This window comes from Rhodopseudomonas sp., from assembly GCF_013377015.1.
Taxonomy (GTDB): Bacteria; Pseudomonadota; Alphaproteobacteria; order Rhizobiales; family Xanthobacteraceae; genus JARJEH01.
In genome coordinates this window covers 765,112-790,093 of sequence record NZ_JACABA010000002.1, presented here as the reverse complement: position 1 = coordinate 790,093, position 24,982 = coordinate 765,112, and the positions used below count along the sequence as shown (strand labels likewise).

The window sequence follows — 24,982 nt, the reverse complement described above, 5'->3', positions numbered from 1 at the left end:
GCTCCTCGCAATGACGAATTTGGGCGCATCCAGGCGTGGCAAGATTGAAGGTAGCGAATTAAGCAGCCGCAGAGCTGCCGAACATTTGAGGGAGGACCAAACATGACCAATCTTGAAGCGACCGGCGGGGTGCCGGGACCGGGCCGGATCGGCCGGGTCGCGATCGGCGATATCCTGCGGAAATCGGCGTTGCGCTTCCCGACCCGGATCGCGCTGACCGACGGCGCGCGCCAGGTCACCTATACCGAGCTCGAGCGCGATGCCAACCGCTTCGCCAACGCGCTGGTGGCGCGCGGCCTGAAGCCGGGCGAGAAGATCTCGACGATCTGCAACAACTCGGTCGAGTTCGTCAAAGCGCTGTTCGGCATTCACCGCGCCGGCCTCGTCTGGGTCCCGATCAACACCATGCTCGGCCCCGACGACATGAGCTACATCCTCGACCACGCCGGGGTGAAGTTCGCGGTGATCGACGACAATCTGCACGCCCAACCCGAGCGCCGCACCGCGCTCGAAGCGCGCGGCGTCGAGTTGCTCGCGATCGACCTCACCGGCAAGGCCGCGGAGACCGGGCTGAAGAGCTTCGGCGAACTGATCGAGGGCCAGTCCGAAATCGAGCCGGAGATCGCGTTCGACGACCGTGACCTGGCGATGATCATCTACACCTCCGGCACCACCTCGCGGCCGAAGGGCGCGATGCACTGCCACCTCGCGGTGACGATGGCGGTGATGAGCAACGCGATCGAGCTGCATATCACGCGGCAAGACGGCATCACCGGGCAGTTCCCGCTGTTCCACTGCGCGGCGCACGTACTGCTGCTGAGCTATCTCGTGGTCGGCGGCAAGATGGCGATCATGCGCGGCTTCGATCCGGTCGCCTGCATGGAGGCGGTCCAGCGCGACAAGCTCACAGTCTTCATCGGCCTGCCGCTGATGTATCAGGTGATCCTCGACCATCCGCGTCGCAAGGAGTTCGATCTTTCCAGCCTGCGGTGCTGCATCTACACCATGGCGCCGATGCCGCGGCCGCTGCTGGAGCGCGCGATCGCCGAGCTGTGCCCGACCTTCGTGCAGCCCTCCGGCCAGACCGAGATGTATCCGGCGACCACGATGTCGCAGCCGGACCGGCAGCTCGCGCGGTTCGGCAATTACTGGGGCGAATCCAACCTGGTCAACGAGACCGCAATCATGGACGACGCCGGCAACCTGCTGCCGCCCGGCCAGGTCGGGGAGATCGTGCATCGCGGGCCCAACGTCATGCTCGGCTATTACAAGGATCCTGAGGCCACCGAGGCCGCGCGTAAATACGGCTGGCACCATACCGGCGACCTGGCGCTGATCGACGAACACGGCGAGGTGCTGTTCCTCGACCGCAAGAAGGACATGATCAAGTCCGGCGGCGAGAACGTCGCCTCGGTGAAGATCGAGGAGACGCTGCTGGCGCATCCGGCGGTGATGAACGCCGCGGTGGTCGGCCTGCCGCATCCGCAATGGGGCGAGGCGGTCTCCGCCTTCGTCAAGCTGAAGCCGGGCGCCGATGCGACCGAGGCCGGGATTCTCGAACACTGCAAGAAACATCTCGGCGGCTTCCAGGTGCCGAAGCTGATCCGGATCGTCGAGGAGATGCCGATGACCGCGACCGGCAAGCTGCGCAAGGTCGAACTGCGCAACCAGTTCTCGCACTATTTCGAAACCGAGCAGGCGAGGTCGGCGTGAGGATTTAAATGCAAATATGGTTGTCATTCCGGGGCGCGAGCGCTTGCGAGCGAACCCGGAATCTTGCGGTTGTTTGCTGCGCCTCGTGCGTGGCGAGATTCCGGGTTCGCTCGCAGCTGTCGCTGCGCGCGCCCCGGAATGACGAAGGAAACTCATGGCACTGATTGAATCCACCGTCGCGCCGGGCAGCGAGAGCTACAAGGCGAGCCGCGTCGGCATGCTGGCGCTAATCACGCGGATGCGGGCGCTCGAACAGCGCTCGCGCGCTGCCTCGGCGAAGTCGGGCGAGCGTTTTCACAAGCGCGGGCAGTTGCTGCCGCGCGAGAGGGTGGCGCTGGTGCTCGATCCCGGCGCGCCGTTCATCGAGCTGTCGACGCTGGCCGGCTACATGCTTGACACGCCGGAGGAAGCCAAGAGCGCGCCGGGCGGCGGCGTGATCGGCGGCATCGGATTCGTCTCCGGCGTGCGCTGCATGATCAGCGCCAATGATTCCGGCATCGACGCCGGCGCATTGCAGCCGGGCGGGCTCGACAAGACGCTGCGGATCCAGGAAATGGCGCTGGAAAACAAGCTGCCGTTCGTGCAGCTGGTGGAAAGCGCCGGCGCCAATCTGTTGCGCTACCGGGTCGAGGACTTCGTTCGCGGCGGCAACATCTTCCGAAATCTGGCGCGGCTGTCGGCGGCGGGCCTGCCGGTGGTGACGGTGACCCACGGCTCCTCCACCGCGGGCGGCGCCTACCAGACCGGATTGTCGGATTACATCGTGATGGTGCGCGGCCGCACCCGGGCGTTTCTCGCCGGTCCGCCGCTGTTGAAGGCCGCCACCGGTGAAATCGCCACCGAGGAAGAACTCGGCGGCGCGGAGATGCACACCAGCATTTCCGGGCTCGGCGACTACATGGCCGAGGACGACCGCGACGCGATCCGAATCGCGCGCGATATCATGGCGGGACTGCAATGGGACCGGCCGGGCGAAGTGCCGGACCCGGCGTCGTATCATCCGCCGCGGCACGATCCGGAAGAGCTGCTCGGCATCATGCCGATGGACCACAAGCGGCCGGTCGACATGCGCCAGGTGATCGCGCGCATCATCGACGATTCCGACTTCACCGAGATGGCGCCGAATTATGGCCCGGCGACGGTGTGCGGCCATGCAAGGATCGCCGGTCAGGCGATCGGCATCATCACCAATAACGGCCCGCTCGATCCGGCCGGCGCCAACAAGGCGACGCATTTCATCCAGGCCTGCTGCCAGTCGCGCACGCCGATCCTGTATCTCAACAACACCACCGGCTACATGGTCGGCCGCGCCTATGAGGAGGCCGGCATGATCAAGCACGGCTCGAAGATGATCCAGGCGGTGACCTCGGCCACGGTGCCGCAGATCACGATCTATTGCGGCGCCTCATTCGGCGCCGGCAATTACGGCATGTGCGGGCGTGGCTTTCATCCGCGGTTCTGCTTCTCCTGGCCAAATGCCAAGACCGCGGTGATGGGCGGCGAGCAGGCCGCCGAGACCATGGCGATCGTCACCGAGGCGGCCGCGATCCGTCGCGGCGCGCCGGTCGAACAGGACAAGCTCGACAAGTTGAAAGCCGGCATCACCGCGGTGTTCAACGGCCAGATGGACGTGTTCGCCACCTCGGCGCGGATGCTCGACGACGGCGTGATCGATCCGCGCGACACCCGCGCGCTGCTGGCCGAGGTGCTGGCGATCTGCCGCGAGTCGGAGGCGCGCACGCCGCAGCGCATGCAGTTTTCGGTGGCCCGGCCATGATCGCCGCTTCAGGTTTGAAATTGACGCCGTTCTCGAAAATCCTGATCGCCAATCGCGGCGAGATCGCGTTGCGGATCATGCGCAGCGCGCGCCGGCTCGGCTATGGCGTGGTAGCGGTGTATTCCACCGCCGACGCCGATGCGCTGCATGTGCGCGAGGCCGACGAGGCGGTGTGCATCGGCGAGGCGCAGCCGTCGCAATCCTATTTGCGAATCGAGTCGATCATCGCCGCGGCGAAGACCAGCGGCGCCGACGCGGTGCATCCGGGTTACGGCTTTCTTGCCGAGAACGAGGAGTTCGCCGCCGCCTGCCGCGATGCCGGACTGGTATTCATCGGTCCGCGAGCGGAATCGATCTTGGCGATGGGCAACAAGGCCGGCGCCAAGGAGATCATGCTGAAGGCCGGCGTGCCTTGCGTGCCCGGCTATCAGGGCGCCGACCAGAGCGATGCGATCATGCAGGCCGAAGCCGACAAGATCGGCTTTCCGGTGATGATCAAGGCGGTGGCCGGCGGCGGCGGCCGCGGCATGCGGCTGGTTCAGGACGCCGCATCGTTCTCCGAGGCGCTGCGCGGCGCACGCTCGGAGGCGCAGGGCGCGTTCGGCGATCCGACCGTGATTCTGGAACGTGCGATCCTCAATCCGCGCCACATCGAGATCCAGGTGTTCGGCGATCGCTACGGCCACGGCATCCATCTCGGCGAGCGCGATTGTTCGGTTCAGCGCCGGCACCAGAAACTGATCGAGGAGGCGCCGTCGCCGGCGGTGTCGGAAGCCTTGCGCGAAGCGATGGGCACGGTCGCGGTGGCGGCGGTGAAGGCAATCGGCTACGAGGGCGCCGGCACGCTGGAATTCCTGCTCGACGCGCAGGGTCATTTCTATTTCATGGAGATGAACACAAGGCTGCAGGTCGAGCATCCGGTCACCGAGGCGATCACCGGGCTCGACCTGGTCGAGCTGCAATTGCGGATCGCGGCCGGCGAGCCGCTCAAGCTGCAACAGGACGACGTCGAGTTTCGCGGCCATGCGATCGAGGTTCGGTTGTGCTCGGAAGATGCCGGTCTAGATTTCATGCCGCAGTCCGGCACCATGGCGCTGTGGCGGATGCCTCGTGAATTGCGGGTCGAACACGCGCTGCAATCCGGCTCGGAGATTTCGCCGTTCTACGATTCGATGATCGCCAAGATCGTCGCTTACGGCCCCACGCGCGACGAGGCGCGGCGGCGGCTGATCCACGGCCTGGAGCAGACCGTGGCGTTCGGCGTCACCACCAACCGCGGCTTTCTTGCCGCTTGCCTGCAGCATCCGACCTTCGCGGCGGGGCATGCGACCACCGCCTTCATCGCGACGCATCGCGATGAACTGGCCGCGGTCCCACCCGAGGATCCCGTGCCGGCGGCATCTGTCGCGGCCTTGCTGCTCTATGTGACCGACCCCCACGCGCCGTCGTGGCGCAAGGGCCGATCGCTGGCGGTGACGTTTCCGACCCCGATGCGGATCGAGATCGATGGCCGCGCGCATGTTTGCGAAGTGTTTCGCGAGCGCGACGGCAGCTATCTAGTCCGCAGCGACGGCCATGATCTCGGCTTCGAGCTGGATGACCTCAGCCCGGACAGCATGCGCTTCCGCGCCAATGGCCTGGCGGAATCCGCGATCTTCCACCGCGACGGCGATCAGCTCCACGTGCTGCGTCAGGGCATCGAGAATTCGGTACGCAATCTGACCCGTGCGGCGCCGGCCCGCGCCGCCGCGGCCGGCGGCGACGGCAAGCTGCGCGCGGCGATGAACGGCCGCGTCGTCGCGGTGCTGGTGAAGTCCGGCGACACCGTCACGGCCGGCCAGCCGGTGCTGACGCTGGAGGCGATGAAGATGGAACACGTGCACGTCGCGCCGATCTCGGGCATCATCACGATCGATGTCGAGGAGGGCGAGCAGGTCACCACCGGCCGGATCGTCGCCGAGATCGAGGCCGTTCCACAACCAGCGTGAGTGAGTAATCCATGACAGACGACAGCGTCGTGATCGAGAAGCGCGAGCATGCGCTTTGGATCACCATCAACCGCCCCGACAAACGCAACGCCATCAATGCCGGCGTGGTCGCCGGGATCACACGGGGCTATCGCGAGGCCCATGACGATCCCAACATCCGCGTCATCGTACTGACCGGGGCGGGCGACAAGGCGTTCTGCGCCGGCGCCGATCTGCAATCCACCGGCGCCGCCTTCGCGTTCGATTTCGCAAAACCCAATGTCGACTATGCCGATCTGTTGCGGTTGGCGCAGAGCGCAACGAAACCGTCGATCGCGCGGGTCAACGGCGTCTGCATGGCCGGCGGCATGGGCCTGTTGTGCATGACCGACATGGCGGTGGCGGCCGACAATGTGTTGTTCGGGCTACCCGAGGTCAAGGTCGGGGTGTTTCCGATGCAGGTCATGAGCCTGTTGCAGGAGATCGCGCCGCGGCGGCTGATCAATGAATGGGCGCTGACTGGCGAGCCGTTCGACGCCCAAGCCGCGCTGGCGGCCGGATTGCTGAACCATGTGGTGCCAGCGGCCGAACTCGATACAAAACTCGACTGGTTGATCAAGCGCCTGATCGACAAATCGCCGACCGCGATCCGCCGCGGCAAATATGCGATGCGCGCGATCGCCTCGATGTCGTTCGATGAAAGCATCGCCTACACCGAGAGCCAAATCGCGCTGCTGGCGATGACCGAGGACGCCAAGGAAGGCCTCAAGGCGTTCGCGGAAAAGCGCAAGCCGGTGTGGCCCGGGAAGTGAATTCCTAAGACCAATTCAAGCAAGAACGAACAAACGAGGAAACGGCGATGTTGGCAACGGAAATGATCCGGCGCGGCGCGATTTATCACGGGCCGAAAACCGCGGTGATGTTCGGCAACCAGAAGCTGACGTTCACGGAAATCGATCTGCTGTCGAACCGGATCGCCAATGTGTTCATCGACAAGCTCGGTCTCGAGGTCGGCAGCCGGGTCGGGATGTTGCTGAACAATTCGATCTACACCATCCCGATCGATTTCGGCTTCGTCAAATCGCGGCTGTCGCGGGTGCCGATGAATTCGCGGCTGTCGGCTTTGGAGCAACAGCAGATGCTGGAAGGCGCCGGCGTCAGTCTGCTGATCCACGGCACCGACCTCGCCGAGCGCGCCCGCGAACTGGCGACGTCGATGCAGGGGCTGAAGTTGATCTGCGTCGGCAACGCGTCCAATCCCGACGACCTGCTGCATCTGGCGCAAGGCGTGCCGGACACGCATCCCGCGCGGGTCGCCGAGCCCGACGACGTGGTCGTCACCATCTTCACCTCGGGCACCACCGGCAGGCTGAAAGCGGTCGAGCACACCCAGGCGAGCTGGGCCGCGATGGCGACCAACGTTCTGATCAACATGGAGGTCGGCGAAGGCGACATGATGCTGCACGCCGCCTCGATGATCCACGCCTCGGGCTGCTTCATCGTGCCGTACTGGCTGCGCGGCGGCATCGCGGCAGTGCTGCCCGGGTTCACGCCCGCGAGCTATATCGATGCGATCGAGCGCTGGCGACCCTCCGCGCTCAATCTGGTGCCGACCATGATCGGCATGCTGCTCGACCATCCCGGCATCGAACAGGTCGACATGCGATCGGTGAACACCATCATCTATGGCGCCTCGCCGATGCCGCGGCCGACCATTCAGCGCGCGCTCGAACTGTGGGGCCCGCGGTTCGCGCAGTATTACGGCCAGTCGGAAGCGCCGATCTTCATCACGCATCTGACGAAACAGGATCATGTCGGCCCGGATGCCGAGAAGCGGCTGGCGTCGTGCGGCCGGCCCTCGATCGATTGCGAGGTGCGGCTGGTGAACGAAGAGGGCGCGGAGGTCGCGCCGGGCGAGCCCGGCGAAATCGTGCTGCGCACCCCGTTCGGCATGAAGGGCTACTACAACGCCGACGAGCTGAATGCGCAGACCTTCCTGCCGGGGCGCTGGATCCGGACCCGCGACGTCGGCCGTTTCGACGAGGACGGCTACCTCTATCTGGTCGACCGCACCTCCGACATGATCGTGACCGGCGGGTACAACGTCTATCCGCGGGAGGTCGAGGATACGATGAACGCGCATCCGGCGGTGCGCGAGGTGGTGGTGGTCGGGCTGCCCGACGACAAATGGGGCGAGGCGGTCGCGGCGTTCGTCGCGCTGCGGGCCGACGCTGTCGCCGAGGAAGCCGAACTGATCGCCTTCGCTCGCGAGCGGCTGGCCGGCTACAAGGTGCCGAAATCGATTCACTTCATCGCCGAAGTACCGAAGAGCCCGGTAGGCAAACTGCTACGCCGCGCGGTCCGCGATCCGTTCTGGGCCGGTCGCGACCGCAAGATTTGACCGCTACAGATTGCTGTCGTCGATCGCCCCGTAAATGAGAGTCCGGAGCTCGCGCCGGACAGGGTAGCTGCTCGACGGGATCAGCTGCGTCATGAAGATCGCGATCAGATCCTCGGCGGGATCGATCCAGAATGCGGTCGAGGCGGCGCCGCCCCAGTAGAATTCGCCGGTGCTGCCGGGCAACAGCGCCAGCGCCGGGTTCATCGTCACCGCGAAACCGAGGCCGAAGCCGATCCCGGCATTGGTGGCTTCGCTGAACATCGACTTCGACAGCTCGGTGAGGTCGCGGCCGCCGGGAAGATGATTTGTCGTCATCAACGCCAGCGTTTTTGGCCCGATCAGCCGGACGCCGTCGAGTTCGCCGCGATTCAGCAGCGCACGGCAGAAGGTCAAATAGTCCTTGGCGGTCGAAAGCAGCCCGCCGCCGCCGGAGATGAAGGACGGCGGTGCGAGATACGAGCTGGTGGCGGGATCGTCATACAGCGTGAAGCCGCCCTTGCCGTCGGCGGCGTAGCAGGCCGCCAGCCGATGCGCCTTGTCTTTCGGCACGAAGAAATCGGTGTCGGTCATGCCGAGCGGATCGAGGATGCGCTGGTGCACGAACTGTTCGAACGAAATGCCGCTGATCTTGCCGATCAGATAGCCGAGCACGTCGGTGGCGACGGAGTAATTCCAGGCCTCGCCGGGCGAGAATTCCAGCGGAATCTTGGCGAGATCGGAGATCATGGTGTCCAGCGTACCCGCGAGTTCGAACTCACCGATCTTCTTGTCGCGATAGGCGAGGTCGACATTGGTGCGGTTCTGGAAACCGTAGGTCAGGCCGGAAGTGTGCCGCAGCAGATCAACGATCTGCATCGGCCGCGCCGGCGGCCTGGTGAGGAAATTCGGCGCGATGCCGGCCTGGAACACGCCGAGATTGGCCCATTCCGGAATGTATTTCGCCACCGGCTCGTCGAGCGCCACGCGGCCCTCTTCGAACAGCATCATGAACGCCACCGAGGTGATCGGCTTGGTCATCGAATAGATTCGGAAGACGGTGTCGTCCTTCACCGGAACCTTGCGCTCGACGTCGGCGAAGCCCTGCACCGCGCTGTGGACGATCTGGCCGCGGCGCCAGACCAGGGTCTGGGTGCCGGCGTAGCGGCCGGAATCGAGATAGACGCGCTTCAGATGATCATCGATCCGGCGCAACGCGGTCTCGGACATGCCGGCGGTCGCCGCGGGCGCGGAGGTGGGGAGCAGAGCGGGGGCCGGCATTCGAGACACTCCATGACTTCGCAATGATCGTCGATTCCGGCGAGACCGCTGCAAGAACAGCGTCGCCGATCCGGAATTCTGATAGCGGAAAATCTTGCGCCGTTCTATCGGGTTGAGGAACCGAATGTTGATCGCCCGCGGGGGCCGCCTCGCGGCGCCGGCGCTTATCATCCAGCAAGGCTTGGTGTAGCCTCCGCCGCCAACCTGAACAGGACCAGCCGATGCCCCAATTCGACGAAACCGAGCTCACCGCCGCAGTCATCAAGAGCTTTGAGGAAACGCCGAATCCGCGGCTGAAATTCCTGATGAGCGAGTTGGTGCGGTCGCTACACGATTTCGTGCGGCGGACCGATTTGACCTTTGGGGAGTGGGAGCAGGGAATCGATTTTCTGACCCGGACCGGGCAGAAATGCACCTCGAGCCGGCAGGAGTTCATCCTGCTGTCGGATGTGCTGGGGGTCTCAATGCTGGTCGACGCGGTCAACCATCGCGAGCGCGAGGGCGCCACCCAGACCACGGTGCTCGGGCCGTTCTATGTCGGCGAGCACAAGCCGATGCCGCACGGCACCGATATCTCGGCGAATATCGAAGGTGAACGGATGTTCGTGCAAAGCCGCGTCACCGATCTTGCCGGCAAGCCGCTGGCCGGCGTCCCGGTCGATATCTGGCACGCCGACGATGAGGGTTTCTATGATTCGCAGAAGCCGTCCTACGAGACCGCGGGCCCGTCGCTGCGGGCGCGCTTCATCACGGACGCCGACGGCCGGTTCTTCTTCCGCACCATTCTGCCGTGCAGCTACCCGATTCCGATCGACGGACCGGTCGGAGAATTGATCCTGGAAACCAGGCGGCACCCGATGCGGCCGGCCCATGTGCATTTCCTGGTCAACGCGCCGGGCTACGAGCCGCTGATCACCCATGTCTTCATCGAGGGCGACAAATATCTGGATTCCGACGTGGTGTTCGGGGTCAAGGACGAGCTGATTTCGAAAATCGAGGTCCGCAACGATGCAACCATGCCGGATGGCCAGCCAGCGTCCGGGCCGTGGCATCTGATGACCTATGAGTTCCGCCTGAAGCCGGGGAAGGGTACTGCGCCGAAGCCGATGCTGCCGGCCGCCGAGCACGCCTGAGGCGGGTTACGAACGCGTCACGCTGTCGCGGGCGGACGGCGCATATCCGAGTCCTGTTTTCCGGCCTTGCGAGTTTGCCGTGAACATCGTTTGGTCAGACGATATTTGAGCAGGCTTTGCCGTTGTCGGGGAGCCGATTCCCCACCTCCAAGCTCCGGCGGACCGTTGACCACCACTTCGCCATCCTCGACTGACGCCCGTCGCGGCCCGACCCACCGCCACACCGATCATCCGCTGCGCGGCATCGCGCTGATCATCGGCTCGACGGTGTTTCTGGCCTGCTCGGATGCGCTGGCGAAATACCTGTCGCTGACGCTGCCGGCGCTCGAGATCGCCTGGATCCGGTTTCTGGTGTTTCTGCTGATCCTCGTTCCGGTGGTGGCGACGTCGCGGCGGCCATCGACGGTGTTGCGCTCGACCCGGCCGGGGCTGCAAGCGCTGCGCGGGCTGGCGCTGGTGCTGGCTTCGATCTTCTTCATCTCCGGGCTGCGCTATCTGCCGATCGCGGCCGCCTCCGCGACCTCCTTCGTGGCGCCGTTGTTCGTCACCGCGCTATCGATTGTTCTGTTGAGAGAGAAGGTCGGTGTCCGGCGCTGGGTGGCGACGCTGGTCGGCCTGATCGGCGTCCTGATCGTGGTGCGGCCGGGCACCGCAGCGTTCAATCAGGCGGCGATTTTCCCGATCCTGTCGGCGCTGAGCTGGGCGTTCACGCTGATCATGACCCGGATGATCAGCGGTGCCGACCGCGCCATCACCACCATGGCGTTTTCGGCGCTGGTCGGTTTCCTGCTGCTGAGCGCGCTGGCGCCGCTGGTCTGGGTGGCGCCGACCTGGCGCGACGTCGTGATCGGCGTCGCCATTGGCGTCGCATCCACCACAGGCCAATGGCTGGTGGTGCTGGCGTTTCGCTATGCCGACGCCTCGGTGCTGGCGCCGTTCTCCTACAGCCAGCTGGTGTGGGCCTCGATTCTGGGATTCTTGGTGTTTACCGAGATCCCCGATCTGTGGACCTTCGTCGGCGCCGCGATCATCGTCGCCAGCGGCATCTATACGGCGCATCGCGAGCACAGCCGCCGCCAGCAGCCTCCGATCCCGGCCGAGCCCAATCCGGGCGCCTGAAAATCTGCGCTATCCTTCCCTGCGAGCCGATTTCGCCGCAGCGGAAGTCAATGATTGGCGTCGGGTCCCGGACCGATCGACGTGCGAGCGGCGCCCGGCGTCATCGAAGTACATTAATCGACAGTTACCAGCACCGACCGGCGCGGCGCGCGGCGATGCACCGCGATCGATGGGGTCTGCCCCGTCCGGGACGGCGCTGACGTTCACCGCTGCGGCGATTGATCAAACGCGGCGCCGCGCGCCGGCTGCCGGCAACGATCTGCAGGTCGCCCCGTAATACTACCTGGGTTAGTTTTTTGTCTATTTGTTGCTGAAAGCCCCACCCGGTCCTTAAGCATTGAGCAAAGCCGTACTGTTACAGCTACCAGTCGATCGAACTGCTGGAATTGCCATGACTGGAATTTTGAACGGTCCGGAGCCTGCCGACCTTTGGCTGCTGTCGCTTGCGGGCGCGGTGTGCCTGCTGGCCGGCTGGACGACGTACTGGCTGTTTCAGAAGGCGCGCGCGCAAATCGGCGCCGCGCGCGGAATCTGGTCGACGGCCGTGGCCGCGGTGGCGTGGCTCGGCAATGTTGCCGACAGCCGCAACCGCCGCAGTTTCGACGAGCGCGGCATGCAGCTGCAGGCGCTGATCAACGGCGACCCGCAGGGCATCTGCATGTTCGGGCCCGACGGCCGGCTGCAATTGTGGAACGAGCGGCTGCTCGACATCTACATGATTCCGCCCGGACAGGCCGTTGCCGGCTGCACATTCGAGGAGGCGCTGGAGATTGCGCGCTCGGCCGGCAACAGCATCACCGATGGCCGGCAACTGGCGGAGATGCAGAGCGCCATCGTGAGTGGCAGCCCGTCGAGTCTGATCATCGAATTGCAGGACGGACGGCACATCAACGTCACGCTGCGGCCGATGCCGAATGGCGGCTGGATCGGCAAGCATGAGGACGTGACCGACCAGAAACAGGCAGAGGCGCGGTTCGCCTATCTGGCCCTGCACGATCTCGCGACCGGCCTGCCCAATCGCGCGGCCTTCAATCACCGGATTGCCGAGTGCCTGGAGCTGGCCAAGCAGCAGGCCGCCAGCTTTGCGGTGATCCGTCTCGGCATCGACCGCTTCAAGGAGATCAACGACGTGTTCGGCCAGTCCGCCGGAGACACGGTACTGGCCGAAATGGCGCGGCGGCTCAGCGAGACCTGTCACTGGGGCTACCTGGCACGACCCGGCGGCGACGAGTTTTCGATCGTGACGACTCCCCAACGCGGCGACGACCCGGCGCAGGATATCTGCGACCAGCTGGCTGCGATCTGCGATACTGAATTCGATGTCGACGGTCAGGTGATCCGCGTCGGCTGTACGGCTGGCGTCAGCATTTTCCCGCGCGATGGCGACGAGATCGAAACGCTGATCGCCCATGCGGACATCGCCCTGTACCGCGCCAAACTCGAGAAGCGGGGCACCATCTGCCTATTCGAGGCGGCGATGGATTCGCAGATCCGGGAGCGGCGGGCCTTGCAACGCGAGCTCGCCGTCGCCCTCGTCAATGAAGAGTTCGAGATCTATTATCAGCCGCAGGCGACCGCGCAGGGCCGCATCGTCGGATTCGAAGCCTTGCTGCGTTGGCATCATCCGGTGCGCGGCATGGTGTCGCCGGCGATCTTCATTCCGCTGGCGGAAGAGACCGGACTGATCGGCGCGATCGACGAATGGGTATTGCGCAGCGTCTGCCGCGAGGCGGCGTCGTGGCCGAATCCGCTGGGAATCGCCATCAATTTCTCGCCGCTCGACTTCCGGCGCCTCGATGTGCCGGCGCTGATCCTGTCGGTGCTGCTCGAGACCGGTCTTGCGGCGTCCCGGCTGGAAGTCGAAATCACCGAAGGCGTGCTGATCGACGATTTCGCCGGGGCGGTGGCGATCCTGCGCCGGATCCAGAATCTCGGCGTCCGGGTGGCGATGGACGATTTCGGCGCCGGCTATTCGTCGCTGTCCTATCTGCAGTCGTTCCCGTTCGACAAGATCAAGATCGACCAGGCCTTCATTTCCAAGCTGGAGACCAATGCTGACTCCGCCGCCATTGTCGAGGCGGTGCTGGGCCTCAGCCGCACGCTCAATCTGCCGGTGATCGCCGAAGGCGTTGAAACGCGCGGTCAGCTCGGCTTTCTTGCCCGCGCCGGTTGCGACGAAGTGCAGGGCTATCTGATCGGACGGCCGCAGCCGATCGCGCATTATCGCGACGTCACGACCGGAATCGCCGAAGACGTCGTGCCGGTGGCGCAGGCCGGCTAGGCCAGTCCGGCGCCCGCGTGGTGCGGCGCAAAATGACGGCGGCGGTGATCGCGGTTTCGCATCACGCATGAGCCGTCCCCCACGCCGCGCCCGCCGCGGCCCCGCATCGTGCATCGTTCCAGAGCCTTTCGCGTCGGGGGCTTTCGTGCGACAGTGCCCGCCGGACGCTGCATCCGCCGACGTCTCCCATCTCAACAGATCAAACCACCCGCAATCAAAGAGGTTCACGATGGTCAACCGCATGCAATTCTACATCGACGGCGCCTGGGTCGATCCGGTCGTCAAGAAGTCGACGCCGGTCGTCAATCCCGCGACCGAAGAGGCGATGTATGAGGTTGCGCTGGGTTCCAAGGCCGACGTCGACAAGGCGGTCGCCGCCGCGCGTCGCGCCTTCGAGACGTTTTCGCAGACCACGCGCGAGGAGCGCGTCGCGCTGCTGGAGAAGATCATCGCGGTCTACAAGACCAGGATGAAGGAAATCGGCGCCGCGGTGTCGGACGAGATGGGCGCGCCGCTGCCGATGGCCGAGAAGATGCAGGCCGGAGCCGGCCTCGGCCACATCATGTCGACGCTCGAAGTGCTGAAGAATTATCACTTCGAGGAGCCGATGGGTTCCGCGATGGTGGTGCGCGAACCGGTCGGCGTGATCGGCATGATCACCCCGTGGAACTGGCCGCTGAACCAGATCGCCTGCAAGGTCGCGCCGGCGATCGCCGCCGGCTGCACCATGATCCTGAAGCCGAGCGAATTCACTCCGACCTCGGCGCTGATCTTCGCCGAGATCCTGCATGAGGCCGGCGTGCCGAAGGGCGTGTTCAACCTGATCAATGGTCTCGGCCCTGAGGTCGGCGCCGCGATGAGCGAGCATCCCGACATCGACATGATCTCGTTCACCGGCTCCACCCGCGCCGGCATCGACGTCGCCAAGCGCGCGGCGCCGACGGTGAAGCGCGTCAGTCAGGAACTCGGCGGCAAGTCGCCGAACGTGATCCTCGACGACGCCGATCTGCAGAAGGCGGTCGCCGGCGGCGTGATGCACATGTTCAACAATTCCGGACAGTCGTGCAACGCGCCGAGCCGGATGATCGTGCCGCTGGCGAAGATGAAGGAAGTCGCCGCCATCGCCAAGGGCGTCGCCGACAAGACCAAGGCGGGCGATCCGCGCGCCGAAGGCACCACGATCGGACCGGTGGTCAATCGCGGCCAGTGGGACAAGATCCAGGGCCTGATCCAGAAGGGCATCGAGGAAGGCGCCACGCTGGTGGCCGGCGGCCCCGGCCTGCCGGAGGGCGTCAACAAGGGCTTCTACGTCCGCCCGACCATCTTTGCCGACGTCACCGACAACATGACCATCGCGCGCGAGGAAATCTTCGGGCCGGTGCTGGTGATCATGGGCGCCAAGGACGAAGCCGAGGCGGTGAAGATCGCTAACGACACGCCTTATGGTCTGGCCGGTTACGTCTCGGCTGGCACCGTCGAGCGCGCCCGCAAGGTCGGCCGCCAGATCCGCGCCGGCAACATCAACCTGCAAGGCGCGCCGAACGAACGCACCGCGCCGTTCGGCGGCTACAAGCAATCCGGCAACGGCCGCGAATGGGGCAAATACGGCTTCGAGGAGTTTCTCGAGGTCAAGGCGATCGCTGGCTTCAACGCCGCGTAGCCGCGAAAGCTACGTTTCTTATCAACTTCAAACGCCGGGGTGGATGCCAATCCGCTTCGGCGTTTTGCGTTTTGTCGACGGCGTTTACGGACGTTGCAGGACCTAATGACGAGGAGATGCGCCCAAGCAGCTACGTTCCTGTGAGTTCCCGCCGGCACCGGTATTCGTCCCAGTATTCGTTCCGGAGGGTGTTGGCTAGAAGCGGTCTGGCTATCCCAGCGGGCATTTCGCAACCGCTAGCGGCGAGCATCTCAGGGGCATTCATGGACGCGCGCATATCCAACGCCAACGCCCAGCAGTTCTTGACCTTGGGCTTTGGTGCCATCGCCATTTTCTTTGCGCTCTGCGTCGCCGCGATGGTCGCGTAGCTTCGCGCTATCCGCCAAACGCGCCCTGGGTGTTGACATAGAGTGCGTAGATCGACTGGCTCGAGGCCATGAACAGCCGGTTGCGCTTCAGTCCACCGAAGCAGAGATTGGCGCAGCGTTCCGGCAGCGCGATCCGGCCGATCGGCGCGCAGTCCGGCGCGAACACCATCACGCCGTCGAGCGCGGCGTCGCCCATGCCCCAGCCGCACCAGAGATTGCCATCGATGTCGCAGCGCATGCCGTCCGGCGTGCCGGGGCCGGCGTCGATCAGCACGCGCTTGTTGAGGAGCGTCTGGCCGCCGGGAGCGACGTCATAGGCCAGAATTTTGCGGTTCGGCACGCCGCGCGATTCCACGATGTAGAGCATGCTCTCATCGGGTGAGAAGCACAGCCCGTTCGGGCCGAGCACGCCCGCGGCGACGATCGTGGCCGCGCCGGTTGCGCCGTCGATCCGGTAGACATTGGCGTCGATCTCGGACTCCGCCTTGGTGCCTTCGTAATTGCCGAGCAGGCCGAAGGTTGGATCGGTGAACCAGATCGAGCCGTCGGATTTCACCACCACGTCGTTTGGCGAATTCAGCCGCTTGCCGTCGAGCGAGTCGATCAGCACCGTGATCGAGCCGTCATATTCGGTGCGGGTGACGCGGCGGCCGCCATGTTCGCAGGTCACGAGCCGGCCGGCGCGGTCGCGGGTGTGACCGTTGGCGAAATTCGACGGCTTGCGGAACACGCTGACCGCGCCGGTTTCTTCTTCCCATTTCATGATCCGGTTGTTGGGAATGTCGCTCCACAGCAGATAGCGGCCGTCGCCGAACCAGACCGGACCCTCGGCCCAGCGTAAGCCGGTGGCGAGGCGCTCGATGGCCGACAGCTTCAGCCAGTATTTTTCAAACCGCGGATCGAGTGCTTCGATCGCTGGGTCGGGATAGCGCGTTGCGGGCTGCCAGCCGGATGCGAAGCGATCGGACATTGCTGTCTCTCTTTGTGTTGTGGTCCTCACCAGAATGTTTGCTATCATCGTCCGCGAGTGCCAGCAATCGGCGCAGCGGCGAGGGGATGAAATGCGCATCTTGATGACCGGCGCGGCCGGCGGAATCGGCACGCGGCTGCGGCGATTGCTGCCGCCGATCTATCCCGATCTGGTGCTGAGCGACCGCGATGCGCCCTCCGACCTGACCGCGAGCGAGGTCTTCAGGCCCGCCGATCTTGCCGATCCGGCGCAAGTCGAAGCGATCTGCAAGGGCGTTGACGGCATTCTGCATTTCGGTGGCTATTCGGTGGAGGGCCCGTGGGACGCCATCCTGCAATCCAACATCATCGGCTGCTACAATCTGTTCGAGGCGGCGCGTAAGCAGCGCGTCAAGCGCATCGTGTTCGCGTCGTCCAACCACGCCGTCGGGTTCTATCCCCGGCATCGCCGGATCGGACCGGACGTCACGGCGCGACCGGACAGTCGCTACGGCGTCAGCAAGGTGTTCGGCGAGGCGCTCGGCGCGCTCTATGCCGACAAGCACGGCATTGGCGTCACCTGCCTGCGGATCGGCAATGTCGGCGACGCGCCGCTCGATCAGCGCCGGCTGTCGATCTGGCTGAAGCCGGAGGACCTGGTGCAATTGTGTCGGATCGGGCTGGAGCATCGCGCGATTCATTTCGAGGTTCTTTATGGCGCGTCGTTCAACGAGCGCGCCTGGTGGGACAATTCCCGCGCCTATGAGCTCGGCTATAGCCCGGCCGGCCGCGCCGAAGATTTCCGCGAGCACGCGATGACGGAGCAGGCCAAGCTGGCGGCCGATCCGGTCGGCGATTTCTATCAGGGCGGTGCGTTCTGCAGCATCGAGTTCGACGGCGAAGTCAGCCGGGTGTGGGCGTCGAAATAGCGCCGCGATTGACAGCGCCAGTGCCGGCTCCATAACTGCGACGATCAAACAGCAGGAACACCGCATGGCCGATGGATTGCGCAAGGGACTGACCAGCTATGGCGACGCGGGCTTCTCGCTGTTCCTTCGGAAGGCCTTCATCAAGGCGATGGGCTATTCGGACGACGCACTGAACCGGCCGATCGTCGGCATCACCAACACCCACAGCGACTACAATCCCTGCCACGGCAACGTGCCGCAGATCATCGAGGCGGTGAAGCGCGGCGTGATGCTCAATGGCGCGATGCCGATGGTGTTTCCGACCATTTCGATCGCCGAGAGTTTCGCGCATCCGACCTCGATGTATCTGCGCAATCTGATGGCGATGGACACCGAGGAGATGATCCGGGCGCAGCCGATGGACTCCGTGGTGGTGATCGGCGGCTGCGACAAGACGCTGCCGGCGCAGATCATGGCGGCGGTGTCGGCCGATCTGCCCACCGTGGTGATCCCGGTCGGGCCGATGGTGGTCGGCCATCACAAGGGCGAGGTGCTGGGCGCCTGCACCGATTGCCGCAGGTTGTGGGGCAAGTTCCGCGCCGGCGAGATCGACGAGACCGAGATCGAGGCGGTCAACGGGCGGCTGGCGCCGTCGGTCGGCACCTGCATGGTGATGGGCACGGCTTCGACCATGGCCTGCATCACCGAGGCGCTCGGCCTGTCGCTGCCGATGAGTGCGACGATCCCGGCGCCGCACGCCGAACGCTTCCGCTCGGCGGAACAAAGCGGCCGCGTCGCCGCCGAGATGGCGAGGGCGAAAGGGCCGCGGCCGAGCGAGTTGTTGACGGAGGCTTCATTCCGCAACGCCCAGGTGGTGCTGCAGGCGATTGGCGGGTCGACCAACGGGCTGATCCATCTCACTGCGATCGCCAACCGCACCGAACACCGCATCGATCTCGACGCATTCGATCGATTGTCGCGCGAGGTGCCGGTGCTGATCGACCTCAAGCCGTCGGGCGCGCACTACATGGAACATTTCCATCACGCCGGCGGCGTGCCGAAGCTGATGGCGCAGCTCGGCGCATTGATCGATCTCGACGCCAGGACCATCACCGGCGCCAGTTTGCGCGAGGTTGTCGGGGCCGCCGAGCAGGTGCCGGGGCAGGACGTCATTCGCCCGTGTGGCGATCCGATCCGGCCGGAAGGCGCGATGGCGGTATTGACCGGCAATCTCGCGCCGCGCGGCGCAGTGATCAAACATTCGGCGGCGACGCCGAGCCTGTTGCAGCACACTGGCCGCGCCGTGGTGTTCGACTCGGTCGAGGACATGACGCAAAGGATCGACGATCCCGCGCTGGATGTCGATGCTTCCGACGTGCTGGTGCTGCGCAATGCCGGACCGAAGGGTGCGCCCGGGATGCCGGAGGCCGGCTATCTGCCGATTCCGCTGAAGCTGGCGCGCGCCGGGGTCAAGGACATGGTGCGGATTTCCGATGCGCGGATGAGCGGCACCGCGTTTGGCACCATCGTGCTACACATCACGCCGGAAAGCGCGGTCGGCGGCCCGCTGGCGCTGGTGCGGAACGGCGACCTGATCCGGCTCGACGTCGCATCACGCAGCATCGCACTGCTGGTCGACGATGCCGAACTCGAGCGCCGCCGCGCTGCGCTGCCGGCGACGAAAACGCCGGACAGGGCCAGGCGCGGCTATGCCCATCTGTTTCACGAAACGATCCTGCAGGCTGATGAGGGCTGCGATTTCGACTTTCTCACCCGCGCAGGGAAGACCTAGTGTTGGTGCCAGGCGGTCGGGCGGATCCGCGGCGAAGCATGATTGCCGATGTGAATCAGTCGCTTCGGGCCGGGTTTGGAATCCGTTAACCATGTCCAGATTCCGCCAGGACTTAATCCGCATTTAACTAAAACTCGCCTTAATGACGCTCCTCTGCCCTGCGATAGGCAACCCGGAATTCGTGTTCCGCGATGCACCGCAGGCGAGGGGACCAGTCTGGATGCGAGTCGTATGAGTATCAGTCACGGGGCGCGTAATCTGCCCCACCACCGCGGAACCCGCAGGGCGAGTTCCAGAAGTTTCATGGGCGGGGCGGCGGTGACGCTGCTCGTGCTGGGCTGCATCTGGACGGTGTACGCCAACGTGTTCGCGGCCAGCATCTATCCGTCGGTCGCGGCCGTCGAATCCGAGCCGGTCCGTCGGCCGGAACGGATCTCGTTCGCGGCACGCTTTGCGCCGCTGGCGGCCGCTGCGAAAATCGCCCCCACGGTGCTGGCCGCCAGGGCGCCGGTTGAGATCGCACCGGCCGCTCCGAAACAGCTTGCCAGCACGCCGGCTCAAGCCACGGTCAAGACCGCGGCGGTTGCGGTCGCCGCACCGTCCGCGCCGAGCAAGAATCAGTACTTCGCGCTGATGGATTCGAATTTCTCGTTGGGCATGGCACCGGACAGTTTCCGGCAGGCTGACGCGGCGGCCGATTCGCAGCCGGCCGGCGCCGCCGCCACGCCTGCGAAGGCCGCCGCCGCGAAGGTAGCCACGCCGAAGGCTGCGCCGGTCCAGCTGGCACTCAACATTCCGCCGCCGCGTCCGTCACTGGCGCGCGCGCCGCAACCCCAGCGTCCTGCCGGCCACGTCTCGCTGGTGGCCCGCGCCAAGGCGGCGATCATGGCTTCCGCGTCGGCCCGCAAATCAAGCCTGTTCGAAAAGCTGTTCGGCAAGCCGGAGGCCGAGACCCCGGTGCTGGCCTATGCGTCGGCCGATGGCGGCGTCGCCGGCGACGGCCGCGACACCACCTTCAGCGCCTCGGTCGATGATCGCTTCACTGCGGTGTACGACATCAAGGCCGCGACCGTGTACATGCCGGACGGCGACAAGCTGGAAGCGCATTCCGGCCTTGGCGACAAGCTCGACGATCCGCGCCACGTCAACGTCCGGATGCACGGTGCGACGCCGCCGCACATCTATCAACTGACGCCGCGCGAGTCGTTGTTCCACGGCGTGGCGGCGATCCGACTCAACCCGATCGGCGGCGAGGACGTAATCTTCGGCCGCACCGGCCTGCTCGCGCACACCTACATGCTGGGCCCGCGCGGCGATTCCAACGGCTGCGTCTCGTTCAAGGACTACAACAAGTTCCTGCAGGCGTTCCGCCGCGGCGAAGTCAAGAAGCTGGTCGTGGTCGCGAGCCTGAACGACGCGTAGCTAGATCGGCTTGCCCGCATAGGGCATCGACGCGGTCAGGCCGCCGTCGACCGGGATCGCCTGGCCGTTGACATAGGACGCGTCGTCGCTGGCAAGGAATAAGCCCATCGCCGCCAGCTCATGCGGCTGACCGGCGCGCTTCAGCGGGTTGAGCTGACCGATCTTGCCGTCAGTGCCGCGCTCGCGGGCGTTGTCGAAGATCGGCTTGGTCATGCCGGTCTCGATCAGGCCGGGACACACCGCGTTGATCCGCACCCCGGTGCCCGACAGCGAATAGGCGGTGGTCTGCACCAGGCTGATGACGCCGGCCTTTGACGCCGCGTAGGGATGGCCCGAGGCGCCGGACTTCAGGCCAGCGACCGAGGCGGTGCAGACGATCGCGCCGTATTTCTGCCGGATCATGTGCGGCATCGCATGCTTGATCGCCAGAAACGGGCCGATCAGATTGATCCGTAGAATTTCCTGCCAGTGTTCCACGGTCTGTTCGGCGAGCGGCACCAGCCCGCCGCTGATTCCGGCATTGGCCCAGATCGCATCGAGCCGGCCGAAGGTGGAGACCGCCCGGTCGATGACCGCCATGACATCGGTCTCGGAGCCTGCGTCCGCCATCATGGCTTCGGCGATGCCGCCGGCCTTGCGCACCAATTCAACGGTCTCATTGACGCTCTCGGAGCGATCGACCGCGATCAGTTTGGCGCCTTCCTGGGTGAACAGCAGCGAGGCGGCGCGACCGATGCCGCTGCCGGCGCCGGTGATGATGACGGATTTGCCTGCGAGGCGGCCCATGCGTTGCTCCCTGATTGATTGTTCCGCCGACGCGTTTGCCGCCTTGCGGAATTCCAGATGTGCTGGAAGATTGCAATGAAGATCAGCTTGTCAGCCACAAGTGACTTGAGGCCATCTGCGCTCTGACGTACAGCGACTTGAAACAGGATTGAAGGGTTTTCTGTATGTCCAATGCCGCGCCGCCCGCCCCCGAAAAGCCGTTCGTCGCGCAGCATTCGGTTCCCGCCGGCGTGGTCGCCACCCGCTGGTGGTGGGTACGGCACGCGCCGGTGCGCAACGATGGCGGCAACATCTACGGACAGAAGGACATGGACTGCGACACCAGCGACCGCGTGGTGTTCGATGCGGTCGGCAAGGTGCTGCCGCGCAACGCAGCGTGGTTTGCCAGCAATCTGAAACGCACGCATCAGACCGCCAGCGCGATCTGGGCGGCGGGGTTTCCGCAGCCGGAGGAGATGCGGCACGAGCCTGATCTCGCCGAGCAGCATCTCGGCGACTGGCAGGGCCTCAACCGCGCGGCGTTCTTCGCCAGCCGTCCGGTCGCGGTCGGCAGCTACTGGTTCGCGCCGATCGATGAACCGTCGCCGAACGGCGAGAGCTTCATGGATCTGTACAACCGCGTCCGCCGCGCCATCGACCGCATCAACGCCAGCCACGCCGGGCAGGACGTGATCGCGGTGGCGCATGGCGGTACCATCAAGGCGGCGATCGGGCTCGCGCTCGGCGATCAGCCGGAGCGGGGGCTGGCCTTCACGATCGACAATTGCTCGATCACCCGGCTCGATCATCTCGCCAGCGACGGCCAAGCCGGCTGGCGGATTCCGATGGTCAATCAGCAGCCCTGGATCGCCGACGCGGCGCACGCCGCGATGCACCAGCCGGCCGGACCGGAGCTGGCGACGCCGACCAAATTGGCCTGAACCAACAATCTGAACCGGCACATCGCCGCAAAAACCTTGGGGAGAGATTCATGACCTTGTTCGACATGACCGGAAAAGTCGCGGTGATCACCGGCTCCTCGCGCGGCATCGGCCGCGCCATCGCCGAGCGGATGGCCGAACACGGCGCCAAGGTGGTGATCTCGTCGCGCAAGCAGGACGCCTGCGACGTCGTCGCCAACGAGATCAACGCCAAATACGGGGCCGGCCGCGCGGTGGCGATCGCCGCCAACATCTCCAGCAAGGAGAATTTGCAGAACCTGATCGACGAGAGCAACCGCGCCTTCGGCAAGATCGACGTGCTGGTCTGCAACGCCGCGTCGAATCCCTATTACGGGCCGCTGGCGGGCATTTCCGACGATCAGTTCCGCAAGATTCTCGACAACAACATCGTCGCCAACAACTGGATCATCAGCATGGTGGCGCCGCAGATGATCGCCCGCAAGGACGGCTCGATCATCATCGTGTCGTCGATCGGCGGGCTGAAGGGCACGACGATTCTCGGCGCCTATGCGATCTCGAAAGCCGCCGACATGCAGCTGGCGCGCAACCTCGCCTGCGAATACGGCCCGCACAATGTCCGGGTCAACTGCATCGCGCCCGGCCTGATCAAGACCGATTTTGCGAAAGCGCTGTGGGACAATCCGGAAAACCTCAAGGCCTCGACCGCGCGCTCGCCGCTGCTGCGGATCGGCACTCCCGACGAGATTGCCGGCGCCGCCGTGTTCCTCGGCTCCGCCGCCGGTGACTTCATGACCGGCCAGACCATGGTGATCGACGGCGGCGCGACGATCAGCTGAGGTCGGATTCCGGCTTCGTCATTGCGAGCCGAGGGTGGCGCGAAGCGCCACCCGAACGCGAAGCAATCTAGGGGCTCCACATGCAGGCTTTGCGTGCAGCTCTGGATTGCTTCGTCGCAAGAGCTCCTCGCAATGACGGACTCGCCAGCTCAGAATTGCCGATTGGCTTCCGTCGCCCAGGATGAGTCCGTGCCCGTCCGCTCACTCCACCGCGGCGTAGACCAGCCCACGCACCAGCGTGCGGAAATATTCGCGCTGGCCCGGCCCTTGCGACATGAACACCGCGAACAGGTCCTCGGCCGGGTCGATCCAGAAGAACGTTCCGGCGATCCCGCTCCAGAAGAACTGGCCGACCGAGCCTGCGAACGGCGCGATGCCCGGTTCGGTGCGCACCGCGAAGCCGAGTCCGAAGCCGTGACCGGGTGGAAGGATGTAGCTGTCGGTGGGGACCTCGGCGCCGAGATGATTGGACGCCATCAGCTGTAGCGACTTGCGGCCGATGATGCGGGTGCCGTCCAGCGTGCCGCCGTTGAGCAGCATCTGGCAGAATCGTGCGTAGTCCATCGTGGTCGAGACCAGACCGCCGCCGCCGGATTCCATCACCGGCTGTTCCAGCATGTTGAACAGCTTGACCGGAGCGCCGGTCCACGGATCGGTCGGAAACGCCTCCGCGAGCCGGCCGGCGTTTGCTGCGCTGGTGTGGAACGCGGTCTCGGTCATCTGCAGCGGCGCCAGCACTCGCTCGGTAAGGAACGCGCCGAGCGTTTTGCCGGACGCTACTTCCAGCACGCGGCCGAGAATGTCGGTGGAGCGGCTGTAGTTGAACGCGCTGCCGGGCTGGCACAGCAGCGGCAGGCCGGCGACGATCCGGGCGTGGTCGGCGTTGCTGTACTTGCGGCTGGAGACCTTGGCGGCGAGATACATGTTCTGGATCGGGCCGGTGCCGACGTGCTCATAGCCGATGCCGGAGGTGTGCCGCAGCAAATCCTGCAGCGTGATCGGCCGCCACAACGGCTCCAACTCAAGCTTGCCGTCGCGCTCGATCCCGACCTTGGTGTCGGCGAATTCCGGAATGAATTTTTGCAGCGGGTCGTCGAGCAGCAGGTGGCCGTCCTCGACCAGCTGCATGATGCCGATCGAGACGATCGGCTTGGTCATCGAGAAGATCCGGAACAGGCTGTCCTGTGCCATCGGCGTCGCGGTCGCCGGATCCTGCTTGCCGAGCGCCTCGAACCAGCCGATCCGGCCGCGCCGCGCCACCAGCATGGTCACGCCGGGCGTGGTGCCCTTATCGATCTCGCGTTTGAACGCGTCCGACATCTTCTGCAACCGCGCGTGCGCCAGTCCCAGCGTTTCCGGCTTGGCGTACGGTAGCGCCGGTGTTTGCGGCGCGGAGGCGGATTTAGCGGCGGCTGGGGTGGTCATGGGTTCTCCCGATTGATCTTGTTGTTTGCGGCCAGGAAAGGGTGTCACCGGCCTGTTACATGCAGATTGGACCAGAACTTCCGGCTTGAACAGGGTGCTTTTCCGCAGTAACCAGCCGCGGGTTTGGCTGCGCAAAATGCGCTGCCGCGAAGGATGGAAATCGATGGCCAAAGCAAAGTTTGAACGAAACAAGCCGCATTGCAACATCGGGACGATCGGTCACGTCGACCACGGCAAGACGTCGCTGACGGCGGCGATCACCAAGGTGTTGGCGGAAACGGGCGGTG

General features: G+C 65.1%; 19 protein-coding genes. 15 read left to right on the top strand and 4 right to left on the bottom strand.

Annotation, left to right across the window (positions count from 1 at the left end):
- Positions 1–102 precede the first annotated feature (102 nt).
- From HXX15_RS12185 to HXX15_RS12165, 5 genes are all read left to right on the top strand, one after another.
- Positions 103–1,713: an AMP-binding protein gene (locus tag HXX15_RS12185; RefSeq protein WP_296516314.1), complete on the top strand. Its 1,611-nt coding sequence runs from the start codon at positions 103–105 to the stop codon at positions 1,711–1,713.
- A gap of 154 nt (positions 1,714–1,867) precedes the next feature.
- Positions 1,868–3,490: a carboxyl transferase domain-containing protein gene (locus HXX15_RS12180; RefSeq protein WP_296516313.1), complete on the top strand. Its 1,623-nt coding sequence runs from the start codon at positions 1,868–1,870 to the stop codon at positions 3,488–3,490.
- Positions 3,487–5,478 carry an acetyl-CoA carboxylase biotin carboxylase subunit gene (locus HXX15_RS12175; RefSeq protein WP_296516312.1) on the top strand — a complete coding sequence of 664 codons (1,992 nt, stop codon included), beginning with the start codon at positions 3,487–3,489 and terminating at the stop codon, positions 5,476–5,478. The genes HXX15_RS12180 and HXX15_RS12175 overlap by 4 nt, the downstream gene beginning before the upstream one ends.
- A gap of 11 nt (positions 5,479–5,489) precedes the next feature.
- Entirely contained in the window at positions 5,490–6,269 is a 780-nt protein-coding gene (locus HXX15_RS12170) for an enoyl-CoA hydratase/isomerase family protein (protein WP_296516311.1), read from the top strand.
- A gap of 47 nt (positions 6,270–6,316) precedes the next feature.
- The gene (locus HXX15_RS12165; RefSeq protein WP_296516310.1) at positions 6,317–7,858 is read left to right on the top strand and encodes an AMP-binding protein; all 1,542 of its coding nucleotides are present in this window, start codon (positions 6,317–6,319) and stop codon (positions 7,856–7,858) included.
- Between the two features lie 3 nt (positions 7,859–7,861).
- Here HXX15_RS12165 and HXX15_RS12160 read toward each other — a convergent pair whose 3' ends face one another.
- A complete protein-coding gene (locus HXX15_RS12160; RefSeq protein ID WP_296516309.1) occupies positions 7,862–9,115 on the bottom strand; it encodes a serine hydrolase domain-containing protein in 1,254 nt (417 codons plus the stop codon).
- A 221-nt stretch (positions 9,116–9,336) separates the two neighbouring features.
- Between HXX15_RS12160 and HXX15_RS12155 the strand changes: the two genes are divergently transcribed.
- The 4 genes from HXX15_RS12155 to HXX15_RS12140 all read left to right on the top strand — a co-directional run bounded on the left by HXX15_RS12155 (position 9,337) and on the right by HXX15_RS12140 (position 15,308).
- Positions 9,337–10,248, top strand: a complete 912-nt coding sequence (locus HXX15_RS12155; protein WP_296516308.1) for an intradiol ring-cleavage dioxygenase — start codon at positions 9,337–9,339, stop codon at positions 10,246–10,248.
- 165 nt (positions 10,249–10,413) lie between these two features.
- On the top strand, positions 10,414–11,367 hold the full coding sequence (locus tag HXX15_RS12150) for a DMT family transporter (RefSeq protein WP_296516307.1): 954 nt from the start codon (positions 10,414–10,416) through the stop codon (positions 11,365–11,367).
- A 391-nt stretch (positions 11,368–11,758) separates the two neighbouring features.
- Positions 11,759–13,648 (top strand): bifunctional diguanylate cyclase/phosphodiesterase, encoded by a 1,890-nt coding sequence (locus HXX15_RS12145; RefSeq protein WP_296516306.1) that lies wholly within the window; start codon positions 11,759–11,761, stop codon positions 13,646–13,648.
- Between the two features lie 229 nt (positions 13,649–13,877).
- Entirely contained in the window at positions 13,878–15,308 is a 1,431-nt protein-coding gene (locus tag HXX15_RS12140; protein ID WP_296516305.1) for an aldehyde dehydrogenase family protein, read from the top strand.
- Between the two features lie 375 nt (positions 15,309–15,683).
- Here the strand turns inward: HXX15_RS12140 and HXX15_RS12135 are convergent, their stop codons facing one another.
- Positions 15,684–16,646 (bottom strand): SMP-30/gluconolactonase/LRE family protein, encoded by a 963-nt coding sequence (locus HXX15_RS12135; protein ID WP_296516304.1) that lies wholly within the window; start codon positions 16,644–16,646, stop codon positions 15,684–15,686.
- Positions 16,647–16,737: 91 nt separating this feature from the next.
- Here HXX15_RS12135 and HXX15_RS12130 point away from each other — a divergent pair, with 91 nt between their 5' ends.
- The 3 genes from HXX15_RS12130 (at position 16,738) to HXX15_RS12120 (ending at position 20,746) form a co-directional block, all read left to right on the top strand.
- Positions 16,738–17,553 carry an NAD(P)-dependent oxidoreductase gene (locus HXX15_RS12130; protein WP_296516303.1) on the top strand — a complete coding sequence of 272 codons (816 nt, stop codon included), beginning with the start codon at positions 16,738–16,740 and terminating at the stop codon, positions 17,551–17,553.
- A 64-nt stretch (positions 17,554–17,617) separates the two neighbouring features.
- On the top strand, positions 17,618–19,324 hold the full coding sequence (locus tag HXX15_RS12125; RefSeq protein WP_296516302.1) for an IlvD/Edd family dehydratase: 1,707 nt from the start codon (positions 17,618–17,620) through the stop codon (positions 19,322–19,324).
- Positions 19,325–19,627: 303 nt separating this feature from the next.
- Positions 19,628–20,746, top strand: coding sequence for a DUF2778 domain-containing protein (locus HXX15_RS12120; protein WP_296516301.1), 1,119 nt, complete (start codon positions 19,628–19,630; stop codon positions 20,744–20,746).
- On the opposite strand, the gene HXX15_RS12115 is transcribed toward HXX15_RS12120, so the two are convergent.
- Positions 20,747–21,532 carry an SDR family oxidoreductase gene (locus HXX15_RS12115; protein ID WP_296516300.1) on the bottom strand — a complete coding sequence of 262 codons (786 nt, stop codon included), beginning with the start codon at positions 21,530–21,532 and terminating at the stop codon, positions 20,747–20,749. It lies immediately after the preceding gene.
- 164 nt (positions 21,533–21,696) lie between these two features.
- Here HXX15_RS12115 and HXX15_RS12110 point away from each other — a divergent pair, with 164 nt between their 5' ends.
- Together HXX15_RS12110 and HXX15_RS12105 are read left to right on the top strand one after the other, a co-directional pair.
- Complete coding sequence (locus tag HXX15_RS12110) at positions 21,697–22,452, top strand: histidine phosphatase family protein (RefSeq protein WP_296516299.1); 756 nt, start codon at positions 21,697–21,699, stop codon at positions 22,450–22,452.
- 50 nt (positions 22,453–22,502) lie between these two features.
- Positions 22,503–23,270: an SDR family NAD(P)-dependent oxidoreductase gene (locus HXX15_RS12105; RefSeq protein ID WP_296516298.1), complete on the top strand. Its 768-nt coding sequence runs from the start codon at positions 22,503–22,505 to the stop codon at positions 23,268–23,270.
- Between the two features lie 201 nt (positions 23,271–23,471).
- Here the strand turns inward: HXX15_RS12105 and HXX15_RS12100 are convergent, their stop codons facing one another.
- Positions 23,472–24,695: a serine hydrolase domain-containing protein gene (locus HXX15_RS12100; RefSeq protein WP_296516297.1), complete on the bottom strand. Its 1,224-nt coding sequence runs from the start codon at positions 24,693–24,695 to the stop codon at positions 23,472–23,474.
- 163 nt (positions 24,696–24,858) lie between these two features.
- Here HXX15_RS12100 and HXX15_RS12095 point away from each other — a divergent pair.
- On the top strand, positions 24,859–24,982 hold a 124-nt coding region (locus tag HXX15_RS12095), incomplete at its 3' end, for a GTP-binding protein (RefSeq protein ID WP_296516918.1).